The 21,700-nt window shown below is 54.9% G+C and carries 20 protein-coding genes; 11 read left to right on the top strand and 9 right to left on the bottom strand.

Features of this window, described 5'->3' with window-relative positions:
• The 4 genes from ACORNT_RS00310 to ACORNT_RS00295 all read left to right on the top strand — a co-directional run bounded on the left by ACORNT_RS00310 (position 1) and on the right by ACORNT_RS00295 (position 6,377).
• Positions 1–1,140 (top strand): thiolase family protein, encoded by a 1,140-nt coding sequence (locus ACORNT_RS00310; RefSeq protein ID WP_321393723.1) that lies wholly within the window; start codon positions 1–3, stop codon positions 1,138–1,140.
• Between the two features lie 47 nt (positions 1,141–1,187).
• A complete protein-coding gene (locus ACORNT_RS00305; RefSeq protein ID WP_321393720.1) occupies positions 1,188–3,575 on the top strand; it encodes a TonB-dependent receptor in 2,388 nt (795 codons plus the stop codon).
• Between the two features lie 265 nt (positions 3,576–3,840).
• Positions 3,841–4,755 carry an alpha/beta hydrolase gene (locus tag ACORNT_RS00300; protein WP_321393717.1) on the top strand — a complete coding sequence of 305 codons (915 nt, stop codon included), beginning with the start codon at positions 3,841–3,843 and terminating at the stop codon, positions 4,753–4,755.
• A gap of 14 nt (positions 4,756–4,769) precedes the next feature.
• Positions 4,770–6,377, top strand: coding sequence for an NAD(P)/FAD-dependent oxidoreductase (locus tag ACORNT_RS00295; RefSeq protein WP_321393713.1), 1,608 nt, complete (start codon positions 4,770–4,772; stop codon positions 6,375–6,377).
• A 76-nt stretch (positions 6,378–6,453) separates the two neighbouring features.
• Here the strand turns inward: ACORNT_RS00295 and ACORNT_RS00290 are convergent, their stop codons facing one another.
• Complete coding sequence (locus ACORNT_RS00290; protein ID WP_321393710.1) at positions 6,454–7,374, bottom strand: helix-turn-helix domain-containing protein; 921 nt, start codon at positions 7,372–7,374, stop codon at positions 6,454–6,456.
• Positions 7,375–7,596: 222 nt separating this feature from the next.
• Here ACORNT_RS00290 and ACORNT_RS00285 point away from each other — a divergent pair, with 222 nt between their 5' ends.
• The 4 genes from ACORNT_RS00285 (at position 7,597) to ACORNT_RS00270 (ending at position 10,536) form a co-directional block, all read left to right on the top strand.
• Positions 7,597–8,379, top strand: a complete 783-nt coding sequence (locus ACORNT_RS00285; protein WP_321393707.1) for an SDR family NAD(P)-dependent oxidoreductase — start codon at positions 7,597–7,599, stop codon at positions 8,377–8,379.
• Positions 8,380–8,522: 143 nt separating this feature from the next.
• On the top strand, positions 8,523–9,239 hold the full coding sequence (locus ACORNT_RS00280) for a nuclear transport factor 2 family protein (RefSeq protein WP_321393704.1): 717 nt from the start codon (positions 8,523–8,525) through the stop codon (positions 9,237–9,239).
• Positions 9,236–9,679 carry an acyl-CoA thioesterase gene (locus tag ACORNT_RS00275; protein WP_321393701.1) on the top strand — a complete coding sequence of 148 codons (444 nt, stop codon included), beginning with the start codon at positions 9,236–9,238 and terminating at the stop codon, positions 9,677–9,679. Before ACORNT_RS00280 ends, ACORNT_RS00275 begins: the two co-directional genes overlap by 4 nt.
• Positions 9,680–9,684: 5 nt before the next feature.
• Positions 9,685–10,536, top strand: coding sequence for a CmcJ/NvfI family oxidoreductase (locus ACORNT_RS00270; RefSeq protein ID WP_321393698.1), 852 nt, complete (start codon positions 9,685–9,687; stop codon positions 10,534–10,536).
• Between the two features lie 73 nt (positions 10,537–10,609).
• On the opposite strand, the gene ACORNT_RS00265 is transcribed toward ACORNT_RS00270, so the two are convergent.
• The 4 genes from ACORNT_RS00265 to ACORNT_RS00250 are packed head-to-tail and all read right to left on the bottom strand — an operon-like array spanning position 10,610 to position 13,983.
• Positions 10,610–11,506: an SDR family NAD(P)-dependent oxidoreductase gene (locus tag ACORNT_RS00265; protein ID WP_321393695.1), complete on the bottom strand. Its 897-nt coding sequence runs from the start codon at positions 11,504–11,506 to the stop codon at positions 10,610–10,612.
• Positions 11,507–11,544: 38 nt separating this feature from the next.
• Complete coding sequence (locus tag ACORNT_RS00260) at positions 11,545–12,276, bottom strand: glutathione S-transferase family protein (RefSeq protein WP_321393693.1); 732 nt, start codon at positions 12,274–12,276, stop codon at positions 11,545–11,547.
• A 4-nt stretch (positions 12,277–12,280) separates the two neighbouring features.
• A complete protein-coding gene (locus ACORNT_RS00255; protein ID WP_321393688.1) occupies positions 12,281–13,063 on the bottom strand; it encodes a glutathione S-transferase family protein in 783 nt (260 codons plus the stop codon).
• Positions 13,064–13,107: 44 nt separating this feature from the next.
• Positions 13,108–13,983, bottom strand: a complete 876-nt coding sequence (locus tag ACORNT_RS00250) for a 3-keto-5-aminohexanoate cleavage protein (protein WP_321393685.1) — start codon at positions 13,981–13,983, stop codon at positions 13,108–13,110.
• A gap of 237 nt (positions 13,984–14,220) precedes the next feature.
• Here ACORNT_RS00250 and ACORNT_RS00245 point away from each other — a divergent pair, with 237 nt between their 5' ends.
• Entirely contained in the window at positions 14,221–15,042 is an 822-nt protein-coding gene (locus ACORNT_RS00245; protein ID WP_321393683.1) for a helix-turn-helix transcriptional regulator, read from the top strand.
• Here ACORNT_RS00245 and ACORNT_RS00240 read toward each other — a convergent pair.
• Positions 15,018–16,454, bottom strand: a complete 1,437-nt coding sequence (locus ACORNT_RS00240) for an MFS transporter (RefSeq protein ID WP_321393680.1) — start codon at positions 16,452–16,454, stop codon at positions 15,018–15,020. The two genes, ACORNT_RS00245 and ACORNT_RS00240, sit on opposite strands and share 25 nt — an antisense overlap.
• 142 nt (positions 16,455–16,596) lie before the next feature.
• Positions 16,597–17,373 (bottom strand): IclR family transcriptional regulator, encoded by a 777-nt coding sequence (locus ACORNT_RS00235; RefSeq protein WP_321393677.1) that lies wholly within the window; start codon positions 17,371–17,373, stop codon positions 16,597–16,599.
• Between the two features lie 190 nt (positions 17,374–17,563).
• Here ACORNT_RS00235 and ACORNT_RS00230 point away from each other — a divergent pair, with 190 nt between their 5' ends.
• Complete coding sequence (locus ACORNT_RS00230; RefSeq protein ID WP_321398041.1) at positions 17,564–18,508, top strand: acetaldehyde dehydrogenase (acetylating); 945 nt, start codon at positions 17,564–17,566, stop codon at positions 18,506–18,508.
• 11 nt (positions 18,509–18,519) lie between these two features.
• Positions 18,520–19,545: a 4-hydroxy-2-oxovalerate aldolase gene (dmpG, locus tag ACORNT_RS00225; protein ID WP_321393675.1), complete on the top strand. Its 1,026-nt coding sequence runs from the start codon at positions 18,520–18,522 to the stop codon at positions 19,543–19,545.
• 53 nt (positions 19,546–19,598) lie between these two features.
• On the opposite strand, the gene ACORNT_RS00220 is transcribed toward dmpG, so the two are convergent.
• Both ACORNT_RS00220 and bktB read right to left on the bottom strand, forming a co-directional pair.
• Positions 19,599–20,387: an enoyl-CoA hydratase/isomerase family protein gene (locus tag ACORNT_RS00220; RefSeq protein WP_321393672.1), complete on the bottom strand. Its 789-nt coding sequence runs from the start codon at positions 20,385–20,387 to the stop codon at positions 19,599–19,601.
• Between the two features lie 21 nt (positions 20,388–20,408).
• A complete protein-coding gene (gene bktB / locus ACORNT_RS00215) occupies positions 20,409–21,596 on the bottom strand; it encodes a beta-ketothiolase BktB (protein WP_321393669.1) in 1,188 nt (395 codons plus the stop codon).
• Positions 21,597–21,700: the final 104 nt, after the last annotated feature.

The following is a 21,700-nucleotide window of genomic DNA, read 5'->3' as shown; positions in this document are numbered from 1 at the left end:
ATGGTTTATGTTATCGGTACATCTACGACCTCTTTCGATCAACACCTAGAACGATCGATCGTTTCGCTCTCTATGGAGGCGCTTATCGGAGCGCTGAATGATGCGGATATTTCCAAGGACAGGATCCAGTCCTGTTATTTCGCCAATGCGCTGGCGCCGATCCTGTTCGGGGATACCACGGTCGGCCAGAATGTCATGGCGGCAGCCGGGATCAACGAAATCCAGGTGGTGAATGTGGAAAACGCCTGTACCTCCGGCTCGACGGCCTTCTATCTGGCGGTCAACGCCATCAATGCCGGGGAATGTGACGTCGCCCTTGTTCTGGGGGCGGAAAAAATGTGCGTGCCCGGTTTCGGCCTGATCAATTCGGGGGCGACGGAACTGGATACTCTGCTTGGCATGGTGACGCCGGCATCCTTTGCCCTGAGGGCGAAACGCCATATGCATGATTTCGGCACCACGACGGAACAACTGGCGGCGGTTACGGTGAAGAGCCGTGCACATGCGGCTCTCAATCCGGGGGCCCGCCTGCGCAAGCAGGAGAGCGTCGAACAGGTTCTTGCCTCGCCGATGATTGCCGATCCGCTGACACGGTCCCAGTGCTGCCCCATTGCCGACGGGGGCTCTGCCCTGATCCTCGCCAGTGACGGCGTGGCAGCCTCTTTCCCGCGGGCAGTGCGGGTGGATGCCGCGGTACTGGCGTCAGGAATTTATGATGAGAAACAGGATCTGTCACGCTGGAAAACCGATTACCTTACGGCACGTAAAGGGTACGAGAAAGCAGGTATCGGGCCGGAGGATGTCGATCTTGTCGAGTGCCACGACGCTTTCAGTATTTCGGAAATTCTTCATTACGAGGCGCTCGGTCTTTGTGAGCCGGGTGAGGGGGGCGGATTTGTCGAAAGCGGGGGGGCGAGCCTCGGTGGTCGGGTGCCGGTGAATGTATCCGGCGGATTGCTGAGCCGCGGGCATCCCATAGCGGCCACCGGAGTGGCTCAGATTGCTGAACTGGTGACGCAACTGCGTCATGAGGCCGGGAAACGGCAGGTAGAGGACTGCCGGACAGCACTTGCCCATTGTATGGGCGGTGACAAGGCAGGGGATACCAAGTCCTGCACCATCGTTCTGCTGTCGCGATAGCAGTGGCATGAAAAAACTGGGAAGATAAATGATAACAGGAGTTAAAAATGAAACAGACATATAGAGGAAGCAGCCGCACGCTGGCTGGAAAGCTGGCTCTCGGGACAGCCATGATGGCGGTGCTTTGGGGACAAGGCGCCGTTGCTCAGGATGAAAATGTTTCTGAAGAGGGGGTTTTTACTCTCGAGGAAATTACCGTGACCGCCCGGAAGCGGACGGAAAGTCTGCAGGATACGCCGGTTTCCGTGACGGCCTTTACGACAAATGCCATGGAGGCAAGGTCGCTGGTTAACCTTCAGAGCCTGTCCAATGTCACCCCGAACGTTGACATCAACCACGGCCGTGGCGACGGCGGCAGTTCCAATGCGGCGGTGTTTATCCGAGGTGTGGGACAAAATGACTTTATCTTCCCCACTGATCCCGGCGTCGGGATTTATGTGGACGGTGTTTACATCGCCCGCAGTATCGGCGGCATGCTGGATCTGGCCGACATTGAACGGGTGGAAATCCTGCGCGGCCCTCAAGGGTCGCTTTACGGTAAAAACACCATCGGCGGGGCGATTAATGTGACAACCACCCGTCCGCGCGGGGACCTTGAAGGCCGTGCCAAGGTGACCACCGGCAGCCGCAACCGCATTGACGTTGAAGGCAATATCAATTTCCCGATTGCTGAAGACAAACTCTACGGCAAGGTGGCTGTGGCGTCCAAGAACCAGGACGGGTATAGCAAGCGGGTCTCCGACGGTCTTGATCTGGGGGATGTCAACCTGGATACCATCCGTGCCGGTCTGAACTGGCTGGCGTCCGATGATGTGGAAGTCTATCTGTCCTTCGATGCCACCAAAATTCGCCAGAACGGCACACCGGGCACATTGCTGGAAACGTTTGACGATCCCAGCGGCCTTTATGCCCTTTATAACGGTGTGGCAGCAGCCATGGTTGCGGCTGAACTTGGGTTGCCCGCAGGAAGTCTGTTCGATGATCGCTGGGTGACCGGTGATCCCTATCTGTCGAACGGCACCGGCCCGACCCAGGACAGTGTCGATACCTGGGGTTCGACCCTGACCATTGACTGGCAGGCCGGGGATAACCTGACTGTCCGTTCTGTTACCGGCTACCGGGAAATGGATGCAACGATCCAGGTGGATATGGATTACAGCCCGTTCCCGATCATTCACACCGATGAGGAACAGCACCAGAAACAGTTCAGCCAGGAAATCCAGCTCAGCGGTATTGCCATGGATGGTCGCCTGAACTGGCTGGTTGGCGGTTATTATTTCAATGAAGACATCAATGATGTGAACACCACCTATCTGGCGTCAGGGATTTATGATGCGCTGGAAGCCATGCCCGGTGCTTTTGTACCTCTGGTCCCTGGAGTGACTTGTCCGGCGGCTTTCCCGGCGCCTTGTGCCGGCGGGACCGGTAATCCCTATAACACCATCTTTGATCTGGATGTGCATCCGATTACCGCCCTGGATACGGACAATCTGGCGGCTTTTGCCCATGTCACCTATGATTTCACCGATCAGCTGAGCCTGACCCTGGGCGGCCGTTATTCCTGGGAGAAAAAAGTCTATTTCATTGACTCCGTTTTCCCCAATTCAGGCAAGGTGGCAACCGCGCCGACAACCGATGAACAGAGCTGGTCCAAATTTACACCGAAGGTGGGTCTGGACTATCACGTCAATGATGACGTGCTGGTCTACGCCTCTTTCTCCAAAGGCTTCAAGTCCGGCGGCTGGAACCCTCGTCCACTGGATCCGCTGGAATTCAAAGCTTACGATCAGGAAAATCTGACGGCTTACGAACTGGGTATGAAATCCCGGCTGTTCGACAATCGCATGACCCTGAACGTGGCTACCTTCTTCAGCCAGTACAAGGACCTGCAGCTTTCCTCCAACTCGGTTAACCCCAATACCGGCGGTCTGCTGCTGACAGTGGATAATGCCGGTGATGTGGAAATCTGGGGCGCGGAAGTGGAAGTTGCAGCCCGTCCGACGGCCAACCTTGACCTTAATCTGGGTGTTGGTTTCATGGACAATAAATACACCTATCTGGCGGACTCTGTCGGTTATTCCATCGACAACAAACTGCCGCAGGCGCCGAAATGGACCCTCAACGCCGGGATCCAGTATCGCTTTGATCTTGGTGAATATGGCGGACTGATCCTGCGCGGAGATCTCAGCCATCGCGGCAGTTTCTTCAACGATCCCTCCAATACACCGGAAATCCGGCAGGACGCCTACACCCTGCTTAATGCCCGGCTGACCTGGGAAGATACCAGCGAGATGTGGCAGGTTGCCGTGTTTGGCACGAACATTACGGACGAGAAATACGTGACAAGTTCGGAATCTGTGCCGTCCTTCGGTTTCCGCAATGCGGTGTATGGCCGTCCGGCTGAATGGGGTGTCTCTGTGTCCCGTTCATTCTGATCCGGTTGTCTGTTTAAACCTGAGGGGTGCGGTTCCGGCCGCACCCTTTTTCCGGCCTTTTGCCAGAGTTATTTTTTACAGCCAGAGGGATGCACTGGCAGCACATCTCCAAGATCAATTTTTTCCTGAAAAATGCTTCTTCGGGATAACGTTTTCTATTTCGCCTGAATCCAAATGAATTTCGGTCATATCCGAGTATGCGACTTTCTTTAGGTTTAATATCAACCTGACCATAATCAGGGCTGGAAATAAAAGGGAGAACGGCATGTCGGAGACAAGGGAAAAGGATCCCGTGCTTGCGGAACTGATCGGGGCGTTGCGGGCGGGCGATCTCAGTTTCGAGGACCCGCCGGCAAAGCTGCGGGCGGACTTTGAGGTGACCCTGTCGCAAATCCCCGTGGCGGAAGATCTGAGTTTTGAAAATGTAAAGCTGGGTGACGTTTCTGCTTTACTGAGCACCAGCCCCGGGGCGGCCGGGGATGCGGCGCTTCTTTACCTGCATGGCGGGGGTTTTATCGGCGGCAGCGCCCAGGGCTACCGTGGTCTTTCTGCCGAGCTTGGGCGCGCAATCGGCGTCGGGGCCTATTCCCTCGATTACCGGCTGGCGCCGGAAGACGTCTTCCCGGCTGCCGTTGAAGATGCGGCCTCGGCCTATCAGGCGCTTCTGGACAAGGGTTTTTCTCCTGACCGGATTGTTGTTGCGGGTGATTCAGCCGGCGGCGGGCTGGTGATGTCCCTGCTGGTCAAATTGCGGGATGCCGGCGCGCCGCTGCCGGCGGCGGCCCTGGCGATTTCACCCTGGGCGGACCTCTCCTGCGATACAGAAAGCTTCACGACAAAGGCGAGCGAGGACCCTGCGTTGACAGCGGCCGGACTTCGCATTGCCGCGGCACATTATTTGAATCAAACCGATCCGCGGGATCCTCTGGCATCTCCCGTTTTTGCCGACCTTACAGGCCTGCCCCCCTTGCTTATTCAGGTGGGCTCGGCGGAGATTTTGCTCGATGACGCCGTAAAACTTGCCGGTTCGGCCGGGGCAGCAGGCGTAAAAGTGAAACTGGATGTCTGGCCGGATATGCCTCATGTCTGGCACGCATTTTCCTTCATGCTCGATTCCGGACGACAAGCCATTGAAGAGGCCGGGGCGTTCCTGAAAAACGCGATTTCAACGAAAGACTAAGGGAGAAATACGTCATGTCTGGTGATGTGGAGAAGAAGACGGAAATGCTTGACGTGTTGTTTGTCGGGGCGGGGTTCAGCGGGCTTTATATGCTTTATAAACTGCGTGAGCTTGGTTTCAGAACGCGGGTTATCGAGGCCGGTTCCGGCGTGGGAGGGACGTGGTACTGGAACCGCTATCCCGGTGCGCGCTGTGACGTGCCAAGCATTGAATATAGCTATTCCTTCTCGCCGGAACTGGAGGCGGAATGGCGCTGGACTGAACGATACGCCACTCAGCCGGAAATCCTGAAATATCTTGAACATGTCGCCGAACGTTTTGACCTCAACAGGGACATCACCTTTAATACCCGGGTGACGGCGGCCAAATGGAACAAGGATACAAAATCCTGGACGGTTCATCTTGATTCCGGTGAGGAGGTTGAAGCAAGATATTTTATCCTCGGCACGGGATGTCTTTCAGATCCCAAATTGCCAGACTGGCCCGGCATAGAGAAGTTCACTGGCGAGATCGCCCATACCGCCCACTGGCGTGATGATATTGACTTAAAAGGCAAGCGTGTTGCCGTCGTTGGAACCGGATCGTCAGGAATTCAGATTATTCCCCAAATTGCTGAAGTCGCGGAAAGCCTGACGGTGTTTCAGCGCACGCCAAGTTTTGCGGTCCCGGCAAATAACTATCCCCTGACCGATGAAATCATGGAGGAAATTAAACCCAGGCTGCCGGAGCTTCGGGAAAGTGCGCGGCATAATCCGCTGGGCTGGTTTGACGCCCCCCGCGACGGATCGGCGAAGGCGGCCCCGGCAGAGGAAAGGAGCCAGCGTTTCGAAGAACACTGGAATGCGGGGACCACGGGTCTTTTACTTGCCTACGGGGATCTTTTGCTTGATGAGGACTCAAACAGGCTTTGTGCGGATTTTGCCCGTGAAAAAATTGCAAAACTGGTGAAGGACCCGGAAAGAGCCTGTCATCTGACCCCGACAGACTATCCGATCGGGTCCCGCAGGCTCTGTTCCGAAATCGGTTATTATGACGCCATGAACCGGGATAATGTCGAGCTTGTGGATGTACGTGACGAGCCTATCCGGGAAGTCACGGAAGATGCGCTTGTGACCGCAAAGGGCCGCTATCCCATTGACGTGCTGGTTCTTGCGACCGGTTTTAACGCTATGACGGGCGCGATCAATAAAATAGATATTCGGGGGCCGGGCAATCATCTGCTGCGCGAGGAATGGGCGGATGGTCCCCGTTCATACCTGGGACTTGCGGTTGCCGGCTTTCCGAACCTTTTCACCATTACCGGTCCCGGAAGCCCCTCCGTATTCAGTAATGTGGTGGTGTCCATTGAACAACATGTGGAATGGATTGCAGACTGCCTTTCCCATTTACGTGAAAGTGGAAAAACAACCATCGAAGCCACAGAGGGGGCTGAAAGCGCCTGGATGGCTCATTCGGACGAGGTGGCCAATATGACGGTATTTCCCAAGTCCGACAGCTGGTACAAGGGGCGAACCCGTGATGGAAAGCTTGTTTTCATGCCCTATGTGGGCGGTGTCGGCGCCTACCGCGGGAAATGCAATGAAATCGCAAGGGCCGGCTATGAAGGGTTTGTGACGGGGTAAGTTCCGGCATCACCGGTCTCAGGATAAAGGGCCAGTCCTTTCGGGGGCTGGCCTTCTGTGTAACGGTGGGTTGATTTTACCGCCAGGCCCGGGGGGAGACCCCGAAGTGGTTCCGGAAGCAGCGGGAAAAATAGGACGCATCATTGAACCCTACGGAAAAAGCAACCTCGGTCACGCTTCTTTCCGGGAACAGGCGGAGATTTTCCGCTGCCCAGTCAAGACGCGCCCGGGTAATGTAGCTTGAGGGTGTCATTCCCGTTTTGGCAAATGCCAGCTGGACAGTTCTCGGTGTAACGCCGGTAATTTTTGCCAGGCTTTCGGTGCAGAGTTGAGGATCTGTCAGTCTTGCCTGGACCTCTATGATCAGCTTTTCCAGCAGCGTACTTTCATCAGCGTTGTCCTCAGGGGCAGTCAATGCCGAGGCGAGCAGGGAATAGAAAGCGTTTACGGCCCCCTCGCTCCAGGAATCTGTCCCGCGCTGGTTCCTGCCAACCTGCCACAGGGAAATGATATAGCTGTGCAGCAACTGGACAGACTGCATTTTACCCGAGAAAGGACGGCACATGACGCTTTCCAGCATCGGTACTTTTTCCAGAAGCGGGGCGATGGGGAGCTCCACTGACAGCATATCGTTCCTGTCGGAAACATCGAGACTGTAAAGGCTGTCAGCCGGGTTGATTTCCATATCCCCCGCCATCAGTTCGAATTCATGAAGTCCCTGTCGAAAGCGGGACTTTCCATGATGTTGAAGATGCAGGACCAGTTTATCACTTGGCAAGCCGCCGGAAGTTGCCTCCCGTCGCACAATGGAGCGCGGGGCGCGGGGCCTTATCATCACAAGGTCCTGCAATTTCCAGCGCCATAATTCCGCTTCAAAGCGATCGTCATCGGATTCAATATGGGTTCCGCTGTATGCTTCCTTGGCGATTTCATTCCAGAAGCGAAGCCGGTGAGGGGGCTTCAGCGATCTGGTAGACAGGATCTGTACCGAACCCATCGGGTGTCTCCAGGGTTGAAAAATGTCCACTATATTTTCTGAATAACCGGCTTTTTACGCCTTTTAACTGAACTCTATCACGGCGGGTCTATGGTATCAAGAAAACCTATGGGGAAGAGGTTTTCGCTCTGGTTCAATTCAGGCGAACTGGAATCCGGGTATTTGGACTCCTGATCGGCTATACTGTTTGATGAACGGAAGACCATTAAAGGGAGGCAATGGATGAAACTTGAAGGACGGGTTGTACTGATTACCGGCGGGGCCGGCGGATTGGGAAAAGCCTCGGCAAAAGCCCTGGCGGCACAAGGCGCCCACGTTGTGGTGACCGATATTGCCGGTGACGCCGCAAAGGCGGTTGCCAGGGAAATTGGCGGCACAGGTTATGCCCATGATGTCAGTGATGAAAAGGTCTGGTCGGACATTGTGTCAGATGTGCTTGAACGACAGGGCCGTATTGATGTGCTTCTGAATGCCGCAGGAATTGAGGGAGATTTGAAGAAAGGGGGGCTGAATACTTCCCTGACCGAATGGCACAGAGTGATGGGCATTAACCTGGACGGCACCTTTCTTGGTTGTCGCGCGGTGACGCCGCATATGCAGGAACGCGGCACCGGTTCCATCATCAACATATCCTCGATCGTTTCCTTCATGGGGACACCGTCTGCTCTGGCCTATGGCGCCAGCAAGGCAGCCGTTCAGCAATTAACCCGTTCTATTGCCCTGATCGGGGCGCAGGACGGGGCCAGGGTGCGCTGCAACTCTATTCATCCCGGGATCATCAGGACCCGGATGACCGATGCGATTTTTGCCGAGTTTGCGCAAAATTCAGGGATGACGCCGGAAGAGATCGAGCAGGCAGTCTGTGCCGAAGTGCCTTTTGGGGCGCGGGGCGTTCCCGAGGATGTCGCCGGAATGGTCACCTTTCTGGCCTCGGATGACAGTCTCTATGTCACCGGCAGCGAATTCAAGGTGGACGGCGGCTGGCTTCTGGGGAATGCCGGGTAGCGCATAAATAATTCTGGGGTGGTCTCATCTGTCAGGGGGGTATAAAAAATCACCCTTTTTCCCAGGAGGCTACTGGTGTATAAAAGCTATTATACATAGGCGTATGGGAGTGCGCAAAATCTTGGGAAAAAGCGGAGGCTACAATGACGAATATCTCTAACGAAGACCTGCTCAAACGGGTTGAAAAACTGGAACATGATCTGGGTGTGCAGCAGGATATACACGATATTCGCCGGCTTCAGTATTCCTATGGCTATTTCATTGATAAATCACAGTATGACGAAGTGGTTGACCTTTTCGCCGATGACGGTGAAGTCTGGTTTCTTGGCGGCATCTACAAGGGAAAAGCCGGCGTTCACAGGCTCTATATTGAACGCTTCCGGACCGCTTTTACGGAAAACCATAACGGCCCCCGCTATGGCTGGCTGCTGGACCATCCGCAGTTGCAGATGATTATTGATGTCGCACCGGACCGCAAGACCGCACTGGTCCGCGGGCGTTCCATGATGCAGGCCGGGTTGCATGAAACCGCCAAGGGTGATGAACGCCAGTGGTGGGAAGGCGGCATTTATGAAAATGAATATGTCCGTGAAAACGGGGTCTGGAAAATCAAGGCCCTGCGCTATTATCCCCACTGGCATGCCTCCTTCGAAGAAGGCTGGTCCAAGACGAAAGTCGACTTTATTCCGATGGCCAGCGTGACCTATCCCGAGGACCCGCTTGGTCCGGATGAACTTATTAATCCAAAGCCGCGCCTGTGGCCCGCAACGGATATCGTGCCATTCCATTATAACCATCCTGTTACCGGCAAGCCGATCAAGATTGACAACAGCAGGGCAAGGGAAGGATTTAACGATTGATCCCGTTTTTCAGCAGAGACCTGAGGATTGAATGGGGCCAGTGCGATCCCGCGGGTATTGTCTATGCACCTCGCTATCTTGATATGTTCGGTGAAAACACCATACGGCTTTTTGAGCATGCAGGGTTACCGAAAAAAAAGATCATGCTCGAAGAAATGAACGTGGCCGGTTTTCCCATGGTTGACGTAGCGGCCCGCTTCCTGAAACCCGCAGCCTACGGCGATGACGTGGTTGTTGAAACAGCAGCCCCGGACTTCGGCAACAGCAGTTTCAAAATCCACCACCGTCTGGTGCGGAACGGCGAAATTTGCGTTGAGTGCACGGAAACACGTGTGTGGACAGTGCCGGACAGTGAGCGACCGGGTGGCCTGCGAGCCGCCCGTGTCCCGGACATGGTCAGGGAGTGTTTCTCAAGACCGGCAGGAAATGAAGAAGGATAATTTCGATGTCTGATGCACAGAGTTCCATTGATACAACAATCAAATATCTGATACCGACCTCCCGTATTAACAGGCGTTTCTGGGCGCCCGGTGAGGAATATAATACCGGTGAATACGAACCCTATCCTGTGAAAATTCATAATGCCAGAGAGGCGTCTGAACCCTTTACGATTGATAAACACGGGTTTGCGATCAGGAAACAAGTCACCAGTGTCACGGATTTCCTGGACGACGAGGCGATTAAAACGGTCTATGCCGGGGAAGTTGAGGAAATCACCAAAGAATGGACCGGGGCAGATCTTGTGCTCCCCATGGGGGGACAGGTTCGATCCTCGGGCCTGACCGGACAGAAGGTTCAACCGCCGGCCGGCGAGGCCCATGTCGACTTCACCCCCAGGACGGCAGAAACAGTTGCGAAAAAGATTTATGAGAAAGCGGTGCCAGACGGCCCCGGGTATGACCGCTTTATTATGTTCAGCCTGTGGCGGGCGCTCAGCCCGGCCCCGCAGGACTGGCCCCTTGCCCTGTGTGATTTCAGGAGCATGGATGAAAATGAAGGAACACCCAACGTCAAGGTGGATGTGGACGAGATCCCGAAGGGCGATGCTCTGTTTGCCCCAATTCCCGGTGAAGAGGATATGGTATCCGCCTCCATTTTTTACCATAACCCCGCCCATCAATGGTGGTATTTCCCGGATATGACCAGGGACGAAGTGATCTTTATCAAATTCTATGACTCCGATCATTCCCGCGCCTGGCGGGCAGCCCATACGGCGTTTGAGGACACCAGCCGCAGTGACGCCATTGAGCGGGAAAGTATCGAGTTTCGGGCGATTGCCTATTTCTCGGCAGAATAGAAGGGATTTCCAGAAAAAAGGAAAGGGAGGGCACTGAGTTAGCGCCCTCCCTTTTTCGTAACTTTTCCGGAAATTATTTTTTGGTGCCGGGCATGGCCTGCCCGGTTTCTTCCGCCAGTTTCACGCGCCGTTTATAATCGGGGTCGTCTTCATAGGACTTGAGGGCACTGATGAGTTCAGCATTTTGTTCCTCAATTGTCGGGACGAACTCGGGATAGGGCAGGACCCAGAAGTCGTTGCGCTTGACCGCCTCCAGGGCTATCCGGCCCAGATCAACCGGATCAAACCCGCCTTCAATAACAGATTTCAGGCGGGTGAAAACCTCTTCATCCCGGCCGTAATAACCGGTTTTGCCGTATTTGTCCGGACGGCTTTCCACAGAGCGGTGAATGTTGGTGTTGACCGCACCCGGGCACAGGATTGAAACGTTGATGTCGTATTTATCCAATTCTACACGCAGCGATTCAGACAGGCCGCGCACGGCAAATTTGGTTGTGCAGTAAATCGCGGTTGTCGGCAGGGCCACGAAGGCTGACATGGAGGCTGTATTGAGGATATGCCCGCCTTTACCGTACTCAATCATGCGCGGCATGAAGGTCATTACACCATTGATCATTCCCTTCAGGTTAACATCAATCTGCCAGTCCCAGTCATCAAATGTCGCTTGTTCGATCGGCCCGAACTGGCTGACGCCAGCTGTATTGCACAGAAGCTGGACGGGTCCGAACACTTCCTCTGCCTCATCGGCTGCGCGGGCATAGGCGTCCCGGTCGGTGATGTCGAGGTTCAGGGCATGAACCTCTGCTTTTTTGTCGCTGAAATATTCCATGGCTTCATCAAGGTGGGGTTGCTGGACATCCGCAATCACGACTTTCATGCCGGCTTCTTCCGCAAATACCTTTGCCTGACCAAGCGCAACACCGGAACCACCGCCGGTGATAAATGCGACTTTCCCTTTTAGATCCTGCATTTTCTACTCCTGTTAAATCTGAATATTTGGGTTCGGGGTTATCCTGCCTTTGGCAGACCAAATAAATTATGCATGCCTTCATGGCGTCCCAGACCGCCATACAGGTCAAAGCCACGATCAATATAGTCCTTCAGCGGGTCATCGTCATGCAATGGTGGAACTTTGGCGACGGATGCGGTCCACAGAAAAACAGCCAGTATACAATAGTCGGTATAGTTGGGTGTTTCCCCGCCAAGCCACGGCGTGTCCTGCAAAAGAACGCGCAGGGGTTCCAGGGTTGGCGGGACGAGCGGCAGGCGCTCTTCCCGTCCGGCCTGTACATTTTCGAGTTTCTCCCCGCCAAGGAACAGCTGTTCCCGGCTGGTGCGGACATAGTCGCGGTCCTGCGGCATGGACAGGTCATGATAGTCAAGAATGTAACATCTGAACCACGGGGAAATCGCGGTTTTCCAGGCCCAGTCATCAATGAACCGTGTGAGTATCTTATGGCTCTCGCCTTCAAACAGCATCGGGAGATCGGGATATTTTTCATCCAGATATTCGGCAATTTCCCAACTGTCCTTCACCCAGTGGCCGTCATCAACAATAACGGGTAGTCGATCGGAAAAACCATTCGTAAGTTCTTCAATGCCGGTAAAGCCGTTTGGCACGAGATCAAGGTCAAAGCCTTTGTGTTTCAGGGCATATTTTGTGCGCCAGACAAAGGGGCTGATGGTACAGCCGCTTTCCAGCACCAGATCATAAAGAATGATCGTATTGTTGTTGGCCAAAGTCTTACTTTCCTTGTTTGGATAGAACCTCGATGCGGTCGTCCAGTTTGACTTCCTCACGCATGCGATTGGGCATGGTAAGGGCCGCTTTGGTGCCTTCGCGTTCCATCATGCGGTTATACCAGGCCGTCAGATGCGGTGTGGCCTTTTCGTTCATGATGTCGTCGTAACCCATGGGCATGGGCTGGGCCATGGCAAAGACTGAAATGTCCGCGAGGGTGAACCGGTCGCCGAGGATCCAGGGTTTGCCATGTTCACGGAGTGCCCCGTCAATTTTCGTGACGGAATTTTCAACCTGTCGCCGCCATTCCTTTAGCCGTTCTTCGGGGTAGCCTTCGGTCGCAGTAATGCGCCATTTGTCCCGCTGCTCCTTGAGGGGGATACGCTCCAGCTTTGCTTCAAACTCCTCAGGGGTCAGGTCTTTGACCAGGCTCTTTATCATCCAGTTCCAGGCCAGGTAGCTCAGTGCCGGGCAGAAATACTCGTCCACCCATTTGGTCCATATCCGCATCATCGCCTTGCCATATTCATCTGCCGGGCGCAGGGCCGGGCCTTCGAAAACGGCATCGACATATTCATTGATGACGGTCGATTCGTTAATCACCTTGCCGTCATGGACGATGACAGGAACCTGTCCGTTGGGATTGATTTTTTTGAACCATTCCTCGTGTTGCTCAAATTTATTGAGCGCAACATAGCAGCTCTTGAATTCAACGCCTTTTTCCTTCAAGGCGAGCAGCACTTTCAGGGTATTGGCGCCGGGTTCGGCGTGATAGACTTCAAGCATAATGTTCTTCCCTATATTTTGTTCTATTGATGGTGTGTGGAACCCTAGTGTGCCAGTCCCAGCATTTCCCGCGCTTCGCCTGCTGTTGCAAGATCGTTGCCAAGATGTTCAATAATGCTGGCGCCCCAGCTGACCAGTTCTGCGTTATTGGCGGCCATTTTTCCCCGGCGCAAATAAACGGTGTCTTCAAAGCCGACCCTGACATTGCCGCCCAGCAAAACGGCTTGGGCTGCCATCGGGAATGAATGACGACTAACACCGAAGGCTGTCCAGTTGGCGCCGCGCGGGATCTGGTTACGGGCATAGGACATTGCTTCCGTGGTTGCCGGCAGGCCGTATTTTGTCCCCAGAACGAAGGAATAGGGGGCATTCTTGGGAAGTGCGCCCTTGGCCATCAAATCATCGGCAAAGACAAAGTCTCCGGCTTCGAAACATTCGATTTCCGGCAAAACCCCCATATCCTGGATCATTTCCCCCATACGGGTAATCATGGGGTCCAGATTGATTGCGGCACCGCCCCACAGCTGCATGGTGCAGATATCAAGAGTGCACATTTCCGGTTTGAGGTCGAGAATATGCTCCAGCCGTCTTTCGGCGGTATACATCAGCGTTCCCGGGCCGCATTTTTCCGGCTCGGTGTCGCTCTGCATCCAGGTACAGCCCGGACCGGTTGTGACGTTCAGGATCACTTCTTTGTTCTTTTCCCTGATCAGGCCGATAACTTCGCGGTAAAGTTCAAGCTCGGTCGATGCCGCGCCTGTCTCGGGGTCCCGGACATGTATGTGCAATATTGCGGCGCCGGCTTCTGCGGCGGCCAGACCTTCGGCTGCTACATGTTCCGGTTTAAACGGAAAATTCGGGTGTTTGGGTAGTGGTGAACTGCCGGTTACAGCGCAGGTCATAAATATTTTTTTAGTCATGGTTTTTCTCCGTTCAAGGCATGCTTTTTTGTACGCTGCTATAGTGGCAAGAAGTTGAGGTTACAAACAGACCTGTTGTTATCCTATAATAAAAACTAACACCCAGTTTGCCCTGTCTGGCCCGGCCGAAGAGAACGGACTTATGTTAACATATGTTATTATTTTTGCCAAAACCAGAGTCTGACTTGACACTGTTAGTATGACTTACTAATTCTGGATTATCAGAGAGGTTGCAATATGACACAAAGAGATGAACTTGTCCGGTTCCTGAAAAATGCCCGTGCACGCATCAAGCCTGCGGATGTGGGCCTTCCGGATAGTGATCGTCGCCGTACGGTAGGACTTCGTCGCGAGGAAGTAGCGGCCCTCACCGGGATGAGTGTGACCTGGTACACCTGGTTCGAACAGGGCCGGGACGTTCAGCTTTCTGCGGCCATGCTGGAAGGATTGAGTAAAACCTTCCTGCTGAATCCGCAGGAGCGCGAATTTCTGTTTGCCCTTGCCCAGCACCGTCCACCTCCGCTTGCTGTGCCGCCGGACGAGGTGATTCATCCCATCACCCAGCATATGCTGGATGGTTTGAATATTCCGGCCCAGGTCATTACGGAAGACTGGACGGTGATTGGCTGGAATCGAATCGTTACCAAAATTTTCAGAGATTATGCGGGTCGTCCGGCATCAGAGAGAAATCTGTTCAAGATTCTCATGCTGGATGAAAGGTATCGTAAGAACCCTGAAGGTTTCAGGGAAATGGCCCGCCGCCTAACGGCACGCTTCAAATGGGATTACAGCAGGACCACACGTATAGATGTTTTTGACGCGATCATTCAGGAAATGCTGAAGAAGAGCAAAACCTTCGAGGAGTTCTGGTATGAATCAGAAATCGTTGCTCATTTTGAAGACGTCCATACGGTGAATACATCCGGCTTCGGCGACATTACTGTTCAGCATAGCTCCTATGCAATAGAAGAAGCCCCCGGTCAGAGGCTTATTCTGTTCGTTCCGGTAGATGACGTCAGCAGAGAACGCCTGGCTCAGGTTGTCTTGTCAGAATCCTGAGTTTCCAGCAGCCCGCCGGCAGCGATGGCTTTTCCGTATGGTTTCATGCCGTACCAGAAAATATAGGTTGCCAGAGGGCCGATAATGGCGGCGCTCAGAACCAGGGCATATCGAATGCCGTCTTCACCGAAGATATACTGGGTCATGCTGCCAATCATCAGTGGTCCAAGGCCCATCCCAATGACATTCATGGTAAAGAGGAACAGGAAGGTGACCTGGCCCCGGTATTTGTTGGGCGTCACCGTCTGAATGGCTGCATTTTCTACCGGTGCGGCCATGCCCATAAAGACAAAGTTTACAATTCCCATACCTGCCACGATCCAGGGGTCAGGCATCAGGGGGGCTATAATGGAGAGCGGGATGGAAATAAGGGTGCTGTAGACAACCACCCGCATGTTGGCATCAGCATAGCCCTTCTTATAGTAATATTCGGCGAACCAGCTTCCCAGGAAAAGCCCGAGCGGCATGGAGATCATGATACTTACGCCGGAAACATAACCGATAATTTCCGGGCCCCAGTCAAAGGTGCGCATATAAAAGGCAGGGCCCCACATCTGCATCCCGAACATCTGGGCTGAACGCATGGCAAGGCCTAGGAACAGGGGAATATAAATCGGCCAGTAGGAATAAATGAACTTAAAGACATCACCAACAGGCTGGGATTCTTTGACCACGACGCCGTGCCTGGGGGGTTCTGAAACGGTGAGCATCAGGGCGGCAACAATAAGACCGGGCAACCCTACCAACATCAGAACAACCTGCCAGTTGCGGAGCGATCCTAGAACAGGAACGGTAACTTCTTTGTCCCCGATAAAGCCGATCACGGCACCACCGAGAACCATCGCCAGACCGGAACCGGCAACAAAACCCAGGTTCATGCCGGCAATTGCCCGGGGCAGTTTACTTGGCGGGAAATAATCCGAAAGCAGTGAATAAGCGGAAGGACCGCTGGTTGTTTCACCGACGCCCACGCCCACACGGCACATGAATAACTGCCAGAAACTCGAGGCAAGACCGCAAAAGGCGGTCATCAGGCTCCAGATTGCAATGCCCGCCGCCATGATTTTTTTACGGCTTCTGCGGTCAACCATCCGGGCGACCGGCAGGCCGAGAATCGAATAGAAAAAGGTGAAGGCAAAGCCCATAATCAAACTCATCTGGACATCAGTAAGATTAAGGTCACGTTTTATGGGTTCGACAAGCAGGGTCAAGATGCCCCGGTCGAGAAAGTTTACCATCACTGCGAGCGCCAGCACAAAAACGCAGTACCAGGCTTTTCCCGGTGCAGGGTAGGACTTCTCATCTATGAGTGCAGCCTTGGCCGCGCCTGTGTCATCGCTTCCTACATCGCCCACGACATCGGTGAGAATAGGCTCCGGACTCGCCTTGCTGCCAAATGTATGGTCGGTCATTCTTTGCTTCCCTTTTTATAATATTGTCTCCCGCCCATAGTTGATAGGAAAGCCGGGTGTGGGTCAAGGAGTAGAATATGTAATAGGATAAGGAGTTTCTGTTCAGATATCGGACCCGGCTGGCGCCATTTCCCGGACCAGTTTAGTTGCTGCCTGAAGTTCTGATCCATTTGCCGTAAAGAGCCTCTCTCAATTTTGCCACAGCACCAGTCAGTTGATCCCGCATCCGGTCTTTCTCTGCTTCGAAAGTATGTGCACCACGACAGGAGGCCGAAAGGCCGGCAATGATGTCTCCCTCCAGATTCCGCAAAGGGACGGCAAGGCAGAATAAATCCGGATCCATTTCCGCGTTGTCAATCGCATAGCCGTTTTCCCGGATTTCGGAAAGCGCTTGACGTAATTCCTCGGGCTCGGTGAGGGTATGGTCAGTGATGGCCGGGAAGGGGCCGGTTCCGAGGTAGGCGTCCAGTTCCTGTTTCGGCAGTTCCGACAGCAGCAGTTTTCCAATTCCCGTACAATAGGCTTCGAGCTGCTCGTTTTCCCTGGTGAAGACGCTTTGTCCTTCGGGTTCCGACTTGACCAGATAGGTCACCATGTCATTTTCAAAGATCCCGAGCTGGGATATCATCCTGAGCTTGCGGCTCACCTTCTCCAGAATCGGCCGTGCGGTGGAGGCCAGTGTCTCATACAGTCGGGTCTGATCTACCAGGGCAACCAGGTCGGCTCCTGGTCCAAGTGTCCCGTGACTGTTCCGCCGGATCAGGCCCTGCTTCTCGAAAACTGCCAGATGACGATAAACAGTCGCAACGGGCAGGGCCGTCAGGGCCGCTATTTCCTTTGCGCTTCGGGGCTGTTTTTTGTCAATCGCCAGCTTGAAAATGGCCACGGCCTTTTCCAGTGTTTTGGTGCCGGTCATCATGTTCTCCAGTTATATATTCTCATAATATGGGAATACTTCACTTGGGGCAAGTTGCTAAAAAATACCTTCTGCATAAAATGTCACTGATCACTGACAGGGGGATACCCCCGATGACGACTGACCATGTTGAGCATGCCGCAGGCTTTGTTCATTTCACGGTCAGTCAGGACCGGCGAGAAGGAATTATATGATGGTTCAATCTGAAAAAATAAAATGTGCAATTATCGGGTCCGGCAATATCGGTACCGACCTGATGATCAAGGTCATGCGTACAAGTACGGTGCTTGAAATGGGCGCTATGGTCGGTGTCGATCCGGCTTCAGACGGTCTTGCCCGGGCCGAACGGATGGGGGTGCCGACCACATCGGAAGGCATCGACGGTCTGGTGAAAATGCCGGAATGGAATGACATTCGCATTGTCTTTGATGCCACATCGGCCTATGCGCACAAGAAACATGACGAGGTATGCCGGGCGGCCGGGAAAGTTCTGATTGACCTGACACCTGCGGCCATCGGTCCCTACACAGTGCCTGTGGTCAATATGGAGGCTCACCTTGACGAGCCCAATGTGAATATGGTGACATGCGGCGGCCAGGCGACTATTCCGATTGTGGCGGCCGTCGCCAGGGTCGCAAAAGTGCATTATGCGGAGATCGTGGCCAGTATTTCCTCGCGTTCTGCCGGGCCGGGAACACGGGCCAATATCGATGAATTCACCGAGACCACCAGCCGGGCCATCGAAAAAGTGGGCGGGGCCGGCAAGGGCAAGGCGATTATCGTTCTTAATCCGGCGGAACCGCCGCTTCTGATGCGTGACACGGTCTTTACCCTGTCCGAGATGGCCGATGAAGCCGAGGTCGAGGCCTCTGTTGAGAAAATGGTGGAGGAAGTCCAGGCTTATGTGCCGGGCTACCGTCTGAAACAGAAGGTGCAGTTTGAACGCTTCGGCTCCAACAATCCGCTGAAGATCCCGGGATATGGGGAGTTCGAAGGGCTCAAAACTTCCGTCTTTCTGGAAGTAGAGGGCGCCGCCCATTACCTGCCGGCTTATGCGGGCAACCTGGACATTATGACATCGGCGGCGCTGGGCACGGCCGAAAAGATTGCCGCCCTTAAATTCAGCCGGGCCGCCTGAGGAGAAAGATCATGACAGACAATAAACTCTATATTCAGGATGTTACCCTGCGCGACGGCATGCATGCCATCCGTCATATGTATGGCATTGACCATGTGCGCAATATTGCAAAGGCGCTGGACGAGGCCGGCGTGGACGCCATCGAGGTTGCGCATGGAGATGGTCTTTCCGGCTCCAGCTTCAACTATGGTTTTGGCGCCCATACGGACTGGGAATGGCTGGAGGCTGTAGCCGAGGTACTGGAGAATGCCGTGCTTACCACGCTTCTGCTGCCGGGAATTGGCACAAAAGAGGACCTGAAACGGGCCTATGATCTTGGGGTGCGTTCGGTACGTGTTGCCACTCACTGCACCGAGGCGGACGTCTCGAAGCAGCATATCGGTGTGGCCCGGGATATGGGCATGGACACCATCGGCTTTCTGATGATGAGCCATATGATTGAACCGGAGGTTCTGGCCGAGCAGGCGCAGCTGATGGAAAGCTACGGGGCGACCACGGTCTATGTTGTGGATTCGGGCGGGGCCCAGAATATGGATGATGTGACTGCCCGGCTGAAGGCCTTTGACAAGGTTCTGAAACCGGAAACAGAGCGCGGCATCCATGCCCATCATAATCTCAGCCTCGGTGTTGCCAACAGCATCGCCGCCGTACAAAACGGGGCGATCCGGGTTGATGCTTCCCTGACCGGCATGGGCGCCGGCGCGGGTAATGCGCCCCTGGAGGTCTTCATTGCCGTGGCGGATCGCATGGGCTGGAACCACGGCTGTGATCTGTTCAAGCTGATGGATGCGGCGGAAAATCTGGTTCGACCATTACAGGACCGGCCTGTGCGGGTTGACCGGGAAACCCTGTCGCTTGGTTATGCCGGTGTTTACAGCTCCTTCCTCAGGCATGCGGAAACGGCTGCCGAAAATTACGGGCTGGACGTGCGGGAAATCCTGGTGGAACTTGGACGTCGGAAGATGGTCGGGGGCCAGGAAGATATGATCGTGGATGTTGCCCTTGATCTCCTGAAGCAAAGAGAAAGCGCGGCCTGAAACGGTGTCGGACCGCTCTCCTGAAAGCTATTTTTTGATCTAAGAACCGGATTTCAGCGGCCGCTGAAATCCGGTTCTTTTCGTTCGAGAAACGCGCTGAGGCCTTCCTTCCCGTCTTCGGAAACGGTCAGTTCGGCAATATTTTCGGCTTCCCGGGCCAGATGGCTCCGGAAGTCATTCTGCAGGGACTGATCCAGCATGCCCCGGATGTCAGAGAAGGCGCGGCCGGGACCTTTGGCCATCTTGCAGGCGGTGGCCAGGGCCTCTTCCGCCAGATCGTCATGGGGCACCAGTTGTGATGCCAGCCCCCAGTCGACGGCCTCCTGTGCCGACAGCTTGCGATTGCTGTACAGCAGTTCCTGGGCCCGGCGCAGCCCGACCAGGCGCGGCAGCAACCAGGTGGCCCCGCCGTCCGGCGACAGCCCGATGGCCGTATAGGCCATGGTAAAGCTGGCCCGGTCGGAAACCAGAACGATGTCTGCGAAGGTGGCTAACCCAACGCCGGCGCCGGCTGCCACACCCTGGACTTCCGTGATCACCAGCCCGTTTGCCTGTTTGAGATGAAGCATACCTTCATGCAGGGCGCTGGCCATTTTATGGACATGGGCCCGGCGATCACCGCTTACACGGCTCATCTCCATGACATCGCCGCCGACACAGAAGGCTTTGCCTTCGGCCCGGATCAGCACCGCCCGGACCGTATCGTTTCGGGAGGCTTCCTGTGCCACGCGACAGAAACTCTCGCAGGCGTCCAGGTTGACAGCGTTCATATTGTCCGGACGGGACAGAGTAATGATGGCCACCCCGTTCTCGATGGTCAGCTTGACGGTTTCATCAGTCATCTTTGGTCTTCCTCCCGGGATTTACAGTCGCTCAAAGATGGCGGCTATCCCCTGGCCGCCGCCGATACACATGGTCACCAGACCATAACGTCCGCCGGTGCGCTTCAATTCGTACAGGACCTTGGTGGTCAGAATGCCGCCGGTGGCGCCAACCGGATGGCCCAGCGCCACGGCCCCGCCATTGGGATTGACTTTGTCCGCCGGCAGCCCCAGTTCCCTGGAAACCGCCAGAGCCTGGGCGGCAAAGGCCTCGTTGGATTCAATCACATCAATGTCGTCGAGGTTAAGCCCGGTTCGCGCGAAAACCTTGCGCACCGCCGGGATCGGGCCTTCCCCCATCAGGTGTGGTTCTACCCCGGCATGGGCAAAACCGACCAGTCGACCGAGCGGACTGCGTCCTTCTTTCTCTGCCTTGCCGGCTTCCATCAAAACGACCATGGCAGCCCCGTCATTGATGCCGGAGGAGGTGGCGGCAGTGACGGTGCCGTCCTTTTTGAAGAAGGGTTTGAGCGCAGACAGGCCCTCTGCGGTGGTGTCCCCGCGGACATGCTCGTCCGTATCGAACACGGTCACGCCCTTGCGGGATTTGAGTTCGACCGGCACGATTTGTTCCCTGAAGTGTCCGGCGTCGATGGCCGCGGCGGCGCGCCTGTGGCTTTCGGCGGTAAAGGCGTCCTGTTCTTCCCGTGAGATGCCGTATTTCTCGGCCACATTCTCGGCGGTGATGCCCATATGGTAGTCATCCCAGGGATCCTGCAGGGTCGTGGTCAGGTCGTCAAGGATGGTGCTGTTGCCCATGCGCTGGCCCCAGCGGTTGGAGGCCAGGGAATAGCTGGAATTGCTCATGCTTTCAGCGCCGCCGGCCAGGGCGGTGTTCACTTCGCCAAGCTGGATCTGCTGGGCCGCCTGGACAATGGCCTCAAGGCCGGAGCCGCAGAGCCGGTTGACGGTGACCGCGTGGCTGTCAGGGGACAGGCCGCTATCAATGCCGATTACCCGGGCAAGATAGGAATCCTTGGGACTGTTGCGGATCACATTGCCGACAATACAGGACTGGATCATTCCGGCCTCGACATTCGCCCGCTGGATGGCCTCGCGGGCGGCAATGGTCCCGAGCTGGGCCGAATTCAGGCTCTTGAGGCTGCCGCCGAACCCACCGATGGCTGTCCGGGCAGCCCCTACAATAACAACTTCCTTGATTTCTGACATGGTTCTTCTTTCGTGAATTGAAGCAATTGCTTATCCGAGGCGTTATTTTATGTATTATTTTGAGGAGAGGAAACCTAATATTACTTACGGGTAACAAAAACACT

Source organism: Emcibacter sp., from assembly GCF_963675455.1.
GTDB lineage: Bacteria > Pseudomonadota > Alphaproteobacteria > Sphingomonadales > Emcibacteraceae > Emcibacter.
This window is presented reverse-complemented; position numbering and strand designations above follow the sequence as displayed.

Excerpts from the sequence above, each read along its gene's own strand:
- dmpG (WP_321393675.1), top strand. The coding sequence starts at position 18,520 with ATGACAGACAATAAACTCTATATTCAGGATGTTACCCTGCGCGACGGC.
- ACORNT_RS00235 (WP_321393677.1), bottom strand. The coding sequence starts at position 17,373 with ATGATGACCGGCACCAAAACACTGGAAAAGGCCGTGGCCATTTTCAAG.
- bktB (WP_321393669.1), bottom strand. The coding sequence starts at position 21,596 with ATGTCAGAAATCAAGGAAGTTGTTATTGTAGGGGCTGCCCGGACAGCC.
- ACORNT_RS00310 (WP_321393723.1), top strand. The coding sequence starts at position 1 with ATGGTTTATGTTATCGGTACATCTACGACCTCTTTCGATCAACACCTA.
- ACORNT_RS00285 (WP_321393707.1), top strand. The coding sequence starts at position 7,597 with ATGAAACTTGAAGGACGGGTTGTACTGATTACCGGCGGGGCCGGCGGA.
- ACORNT_RS00265 (WP_321393695.1), bottom strand. The coding sequence starts at position 11,506 with ATGCAGGATCTAAAAGGGAAAGTCGCATTTATCACCGGCGGTGGTTCC.
- ACORNT_RS00270 (WP_321393698.1), top strand. The coding sequence starts at position 9,685 with ATGTCTGATGCACAGAGTTCCATTGATACAACAATCAAATATCTGATA.
- ACORNT_RS00290 (WP_321393710.1), bottom strand. The coding sequence starts at position 7,374 with ATGGGTTCGGTACAGATCCTGTCTACCAGATCGCTGAAGCCCCCTCAC.
- ACORNT_RS00255 (WP_321393688.1), bottom strand. The coding sequence starts at position 13,063 with ATGCTTGAAGTCTATCACGCCGAACCCGGCGCCAATACCCTGAAAGTG.
- ACORNT_RS00245 (WP_321393683.1), top strand. The coding sequence starts at position 14,221 with ATGACACAAAGAGATGAACTTGTCCGGTTCCTGAAAAATGCCCGTGCA.
- ACORNT_RS00230 (WP_321398041.1), top strand. The coding sequence starts at position 17,564 with ATGGTTCAATCTGAAAAAATAAAATGTGCAATTATCGGGTCCGGCAAT.
- ACORNT_RS00220 (WP_321393672.1), bottom strand. The coding sequence starts at position 20,387 with ATGACTGATGAAACCGTCAAGCTGACCATCGAGAACGGGGTGGCCATC.
- ACORNT_RS00280 (WP_321393704.1), top strand. The coding sequence starts at position 8,523 with ATGACGAATATCTCTAACGAAGACCTGCTCAAACGGGTTGAAAAACTG.
- ACORNT_RS00305 (WP_321393720.1), top strand. The coding sequence starts at position 1,188 with ATGAAACAGACATATAGAGGAAGCAGCCGCACGCTGGCTGGAAAGCTG.
- ACORNT_RS00250 (WP_321393685.1), bottom strand. The coding sequence starts at position 13,983 with ATGACTAAAAAAATATTTATGACCTGCGCTGTAACCGGCAGTTCACCA.
- ACORNT_RS00295 (WP_321393713.1), top strand. The coding sequence starts at position 4,770 with ATGTCTGGTGATGTGGAGAAGAAGACGGAAATGCTTGACGTGTTGTTT.
- ACORNT_RS00240 (WP_321393680.1), bottom strand. The coding sequence starts at position 16,454 with ATGACCGACCATACATTTGGCAGCAAGGCGAGTCCGGAGCCTATTCTC.
- ACORNT_RS00300 (WP_321393717.1), top strand. The coding sequence starts at position 3,841 with ATGTCGGAGACAAGGGAAAAGGATCCCGTGCTTGCGGAACTGATCGGG.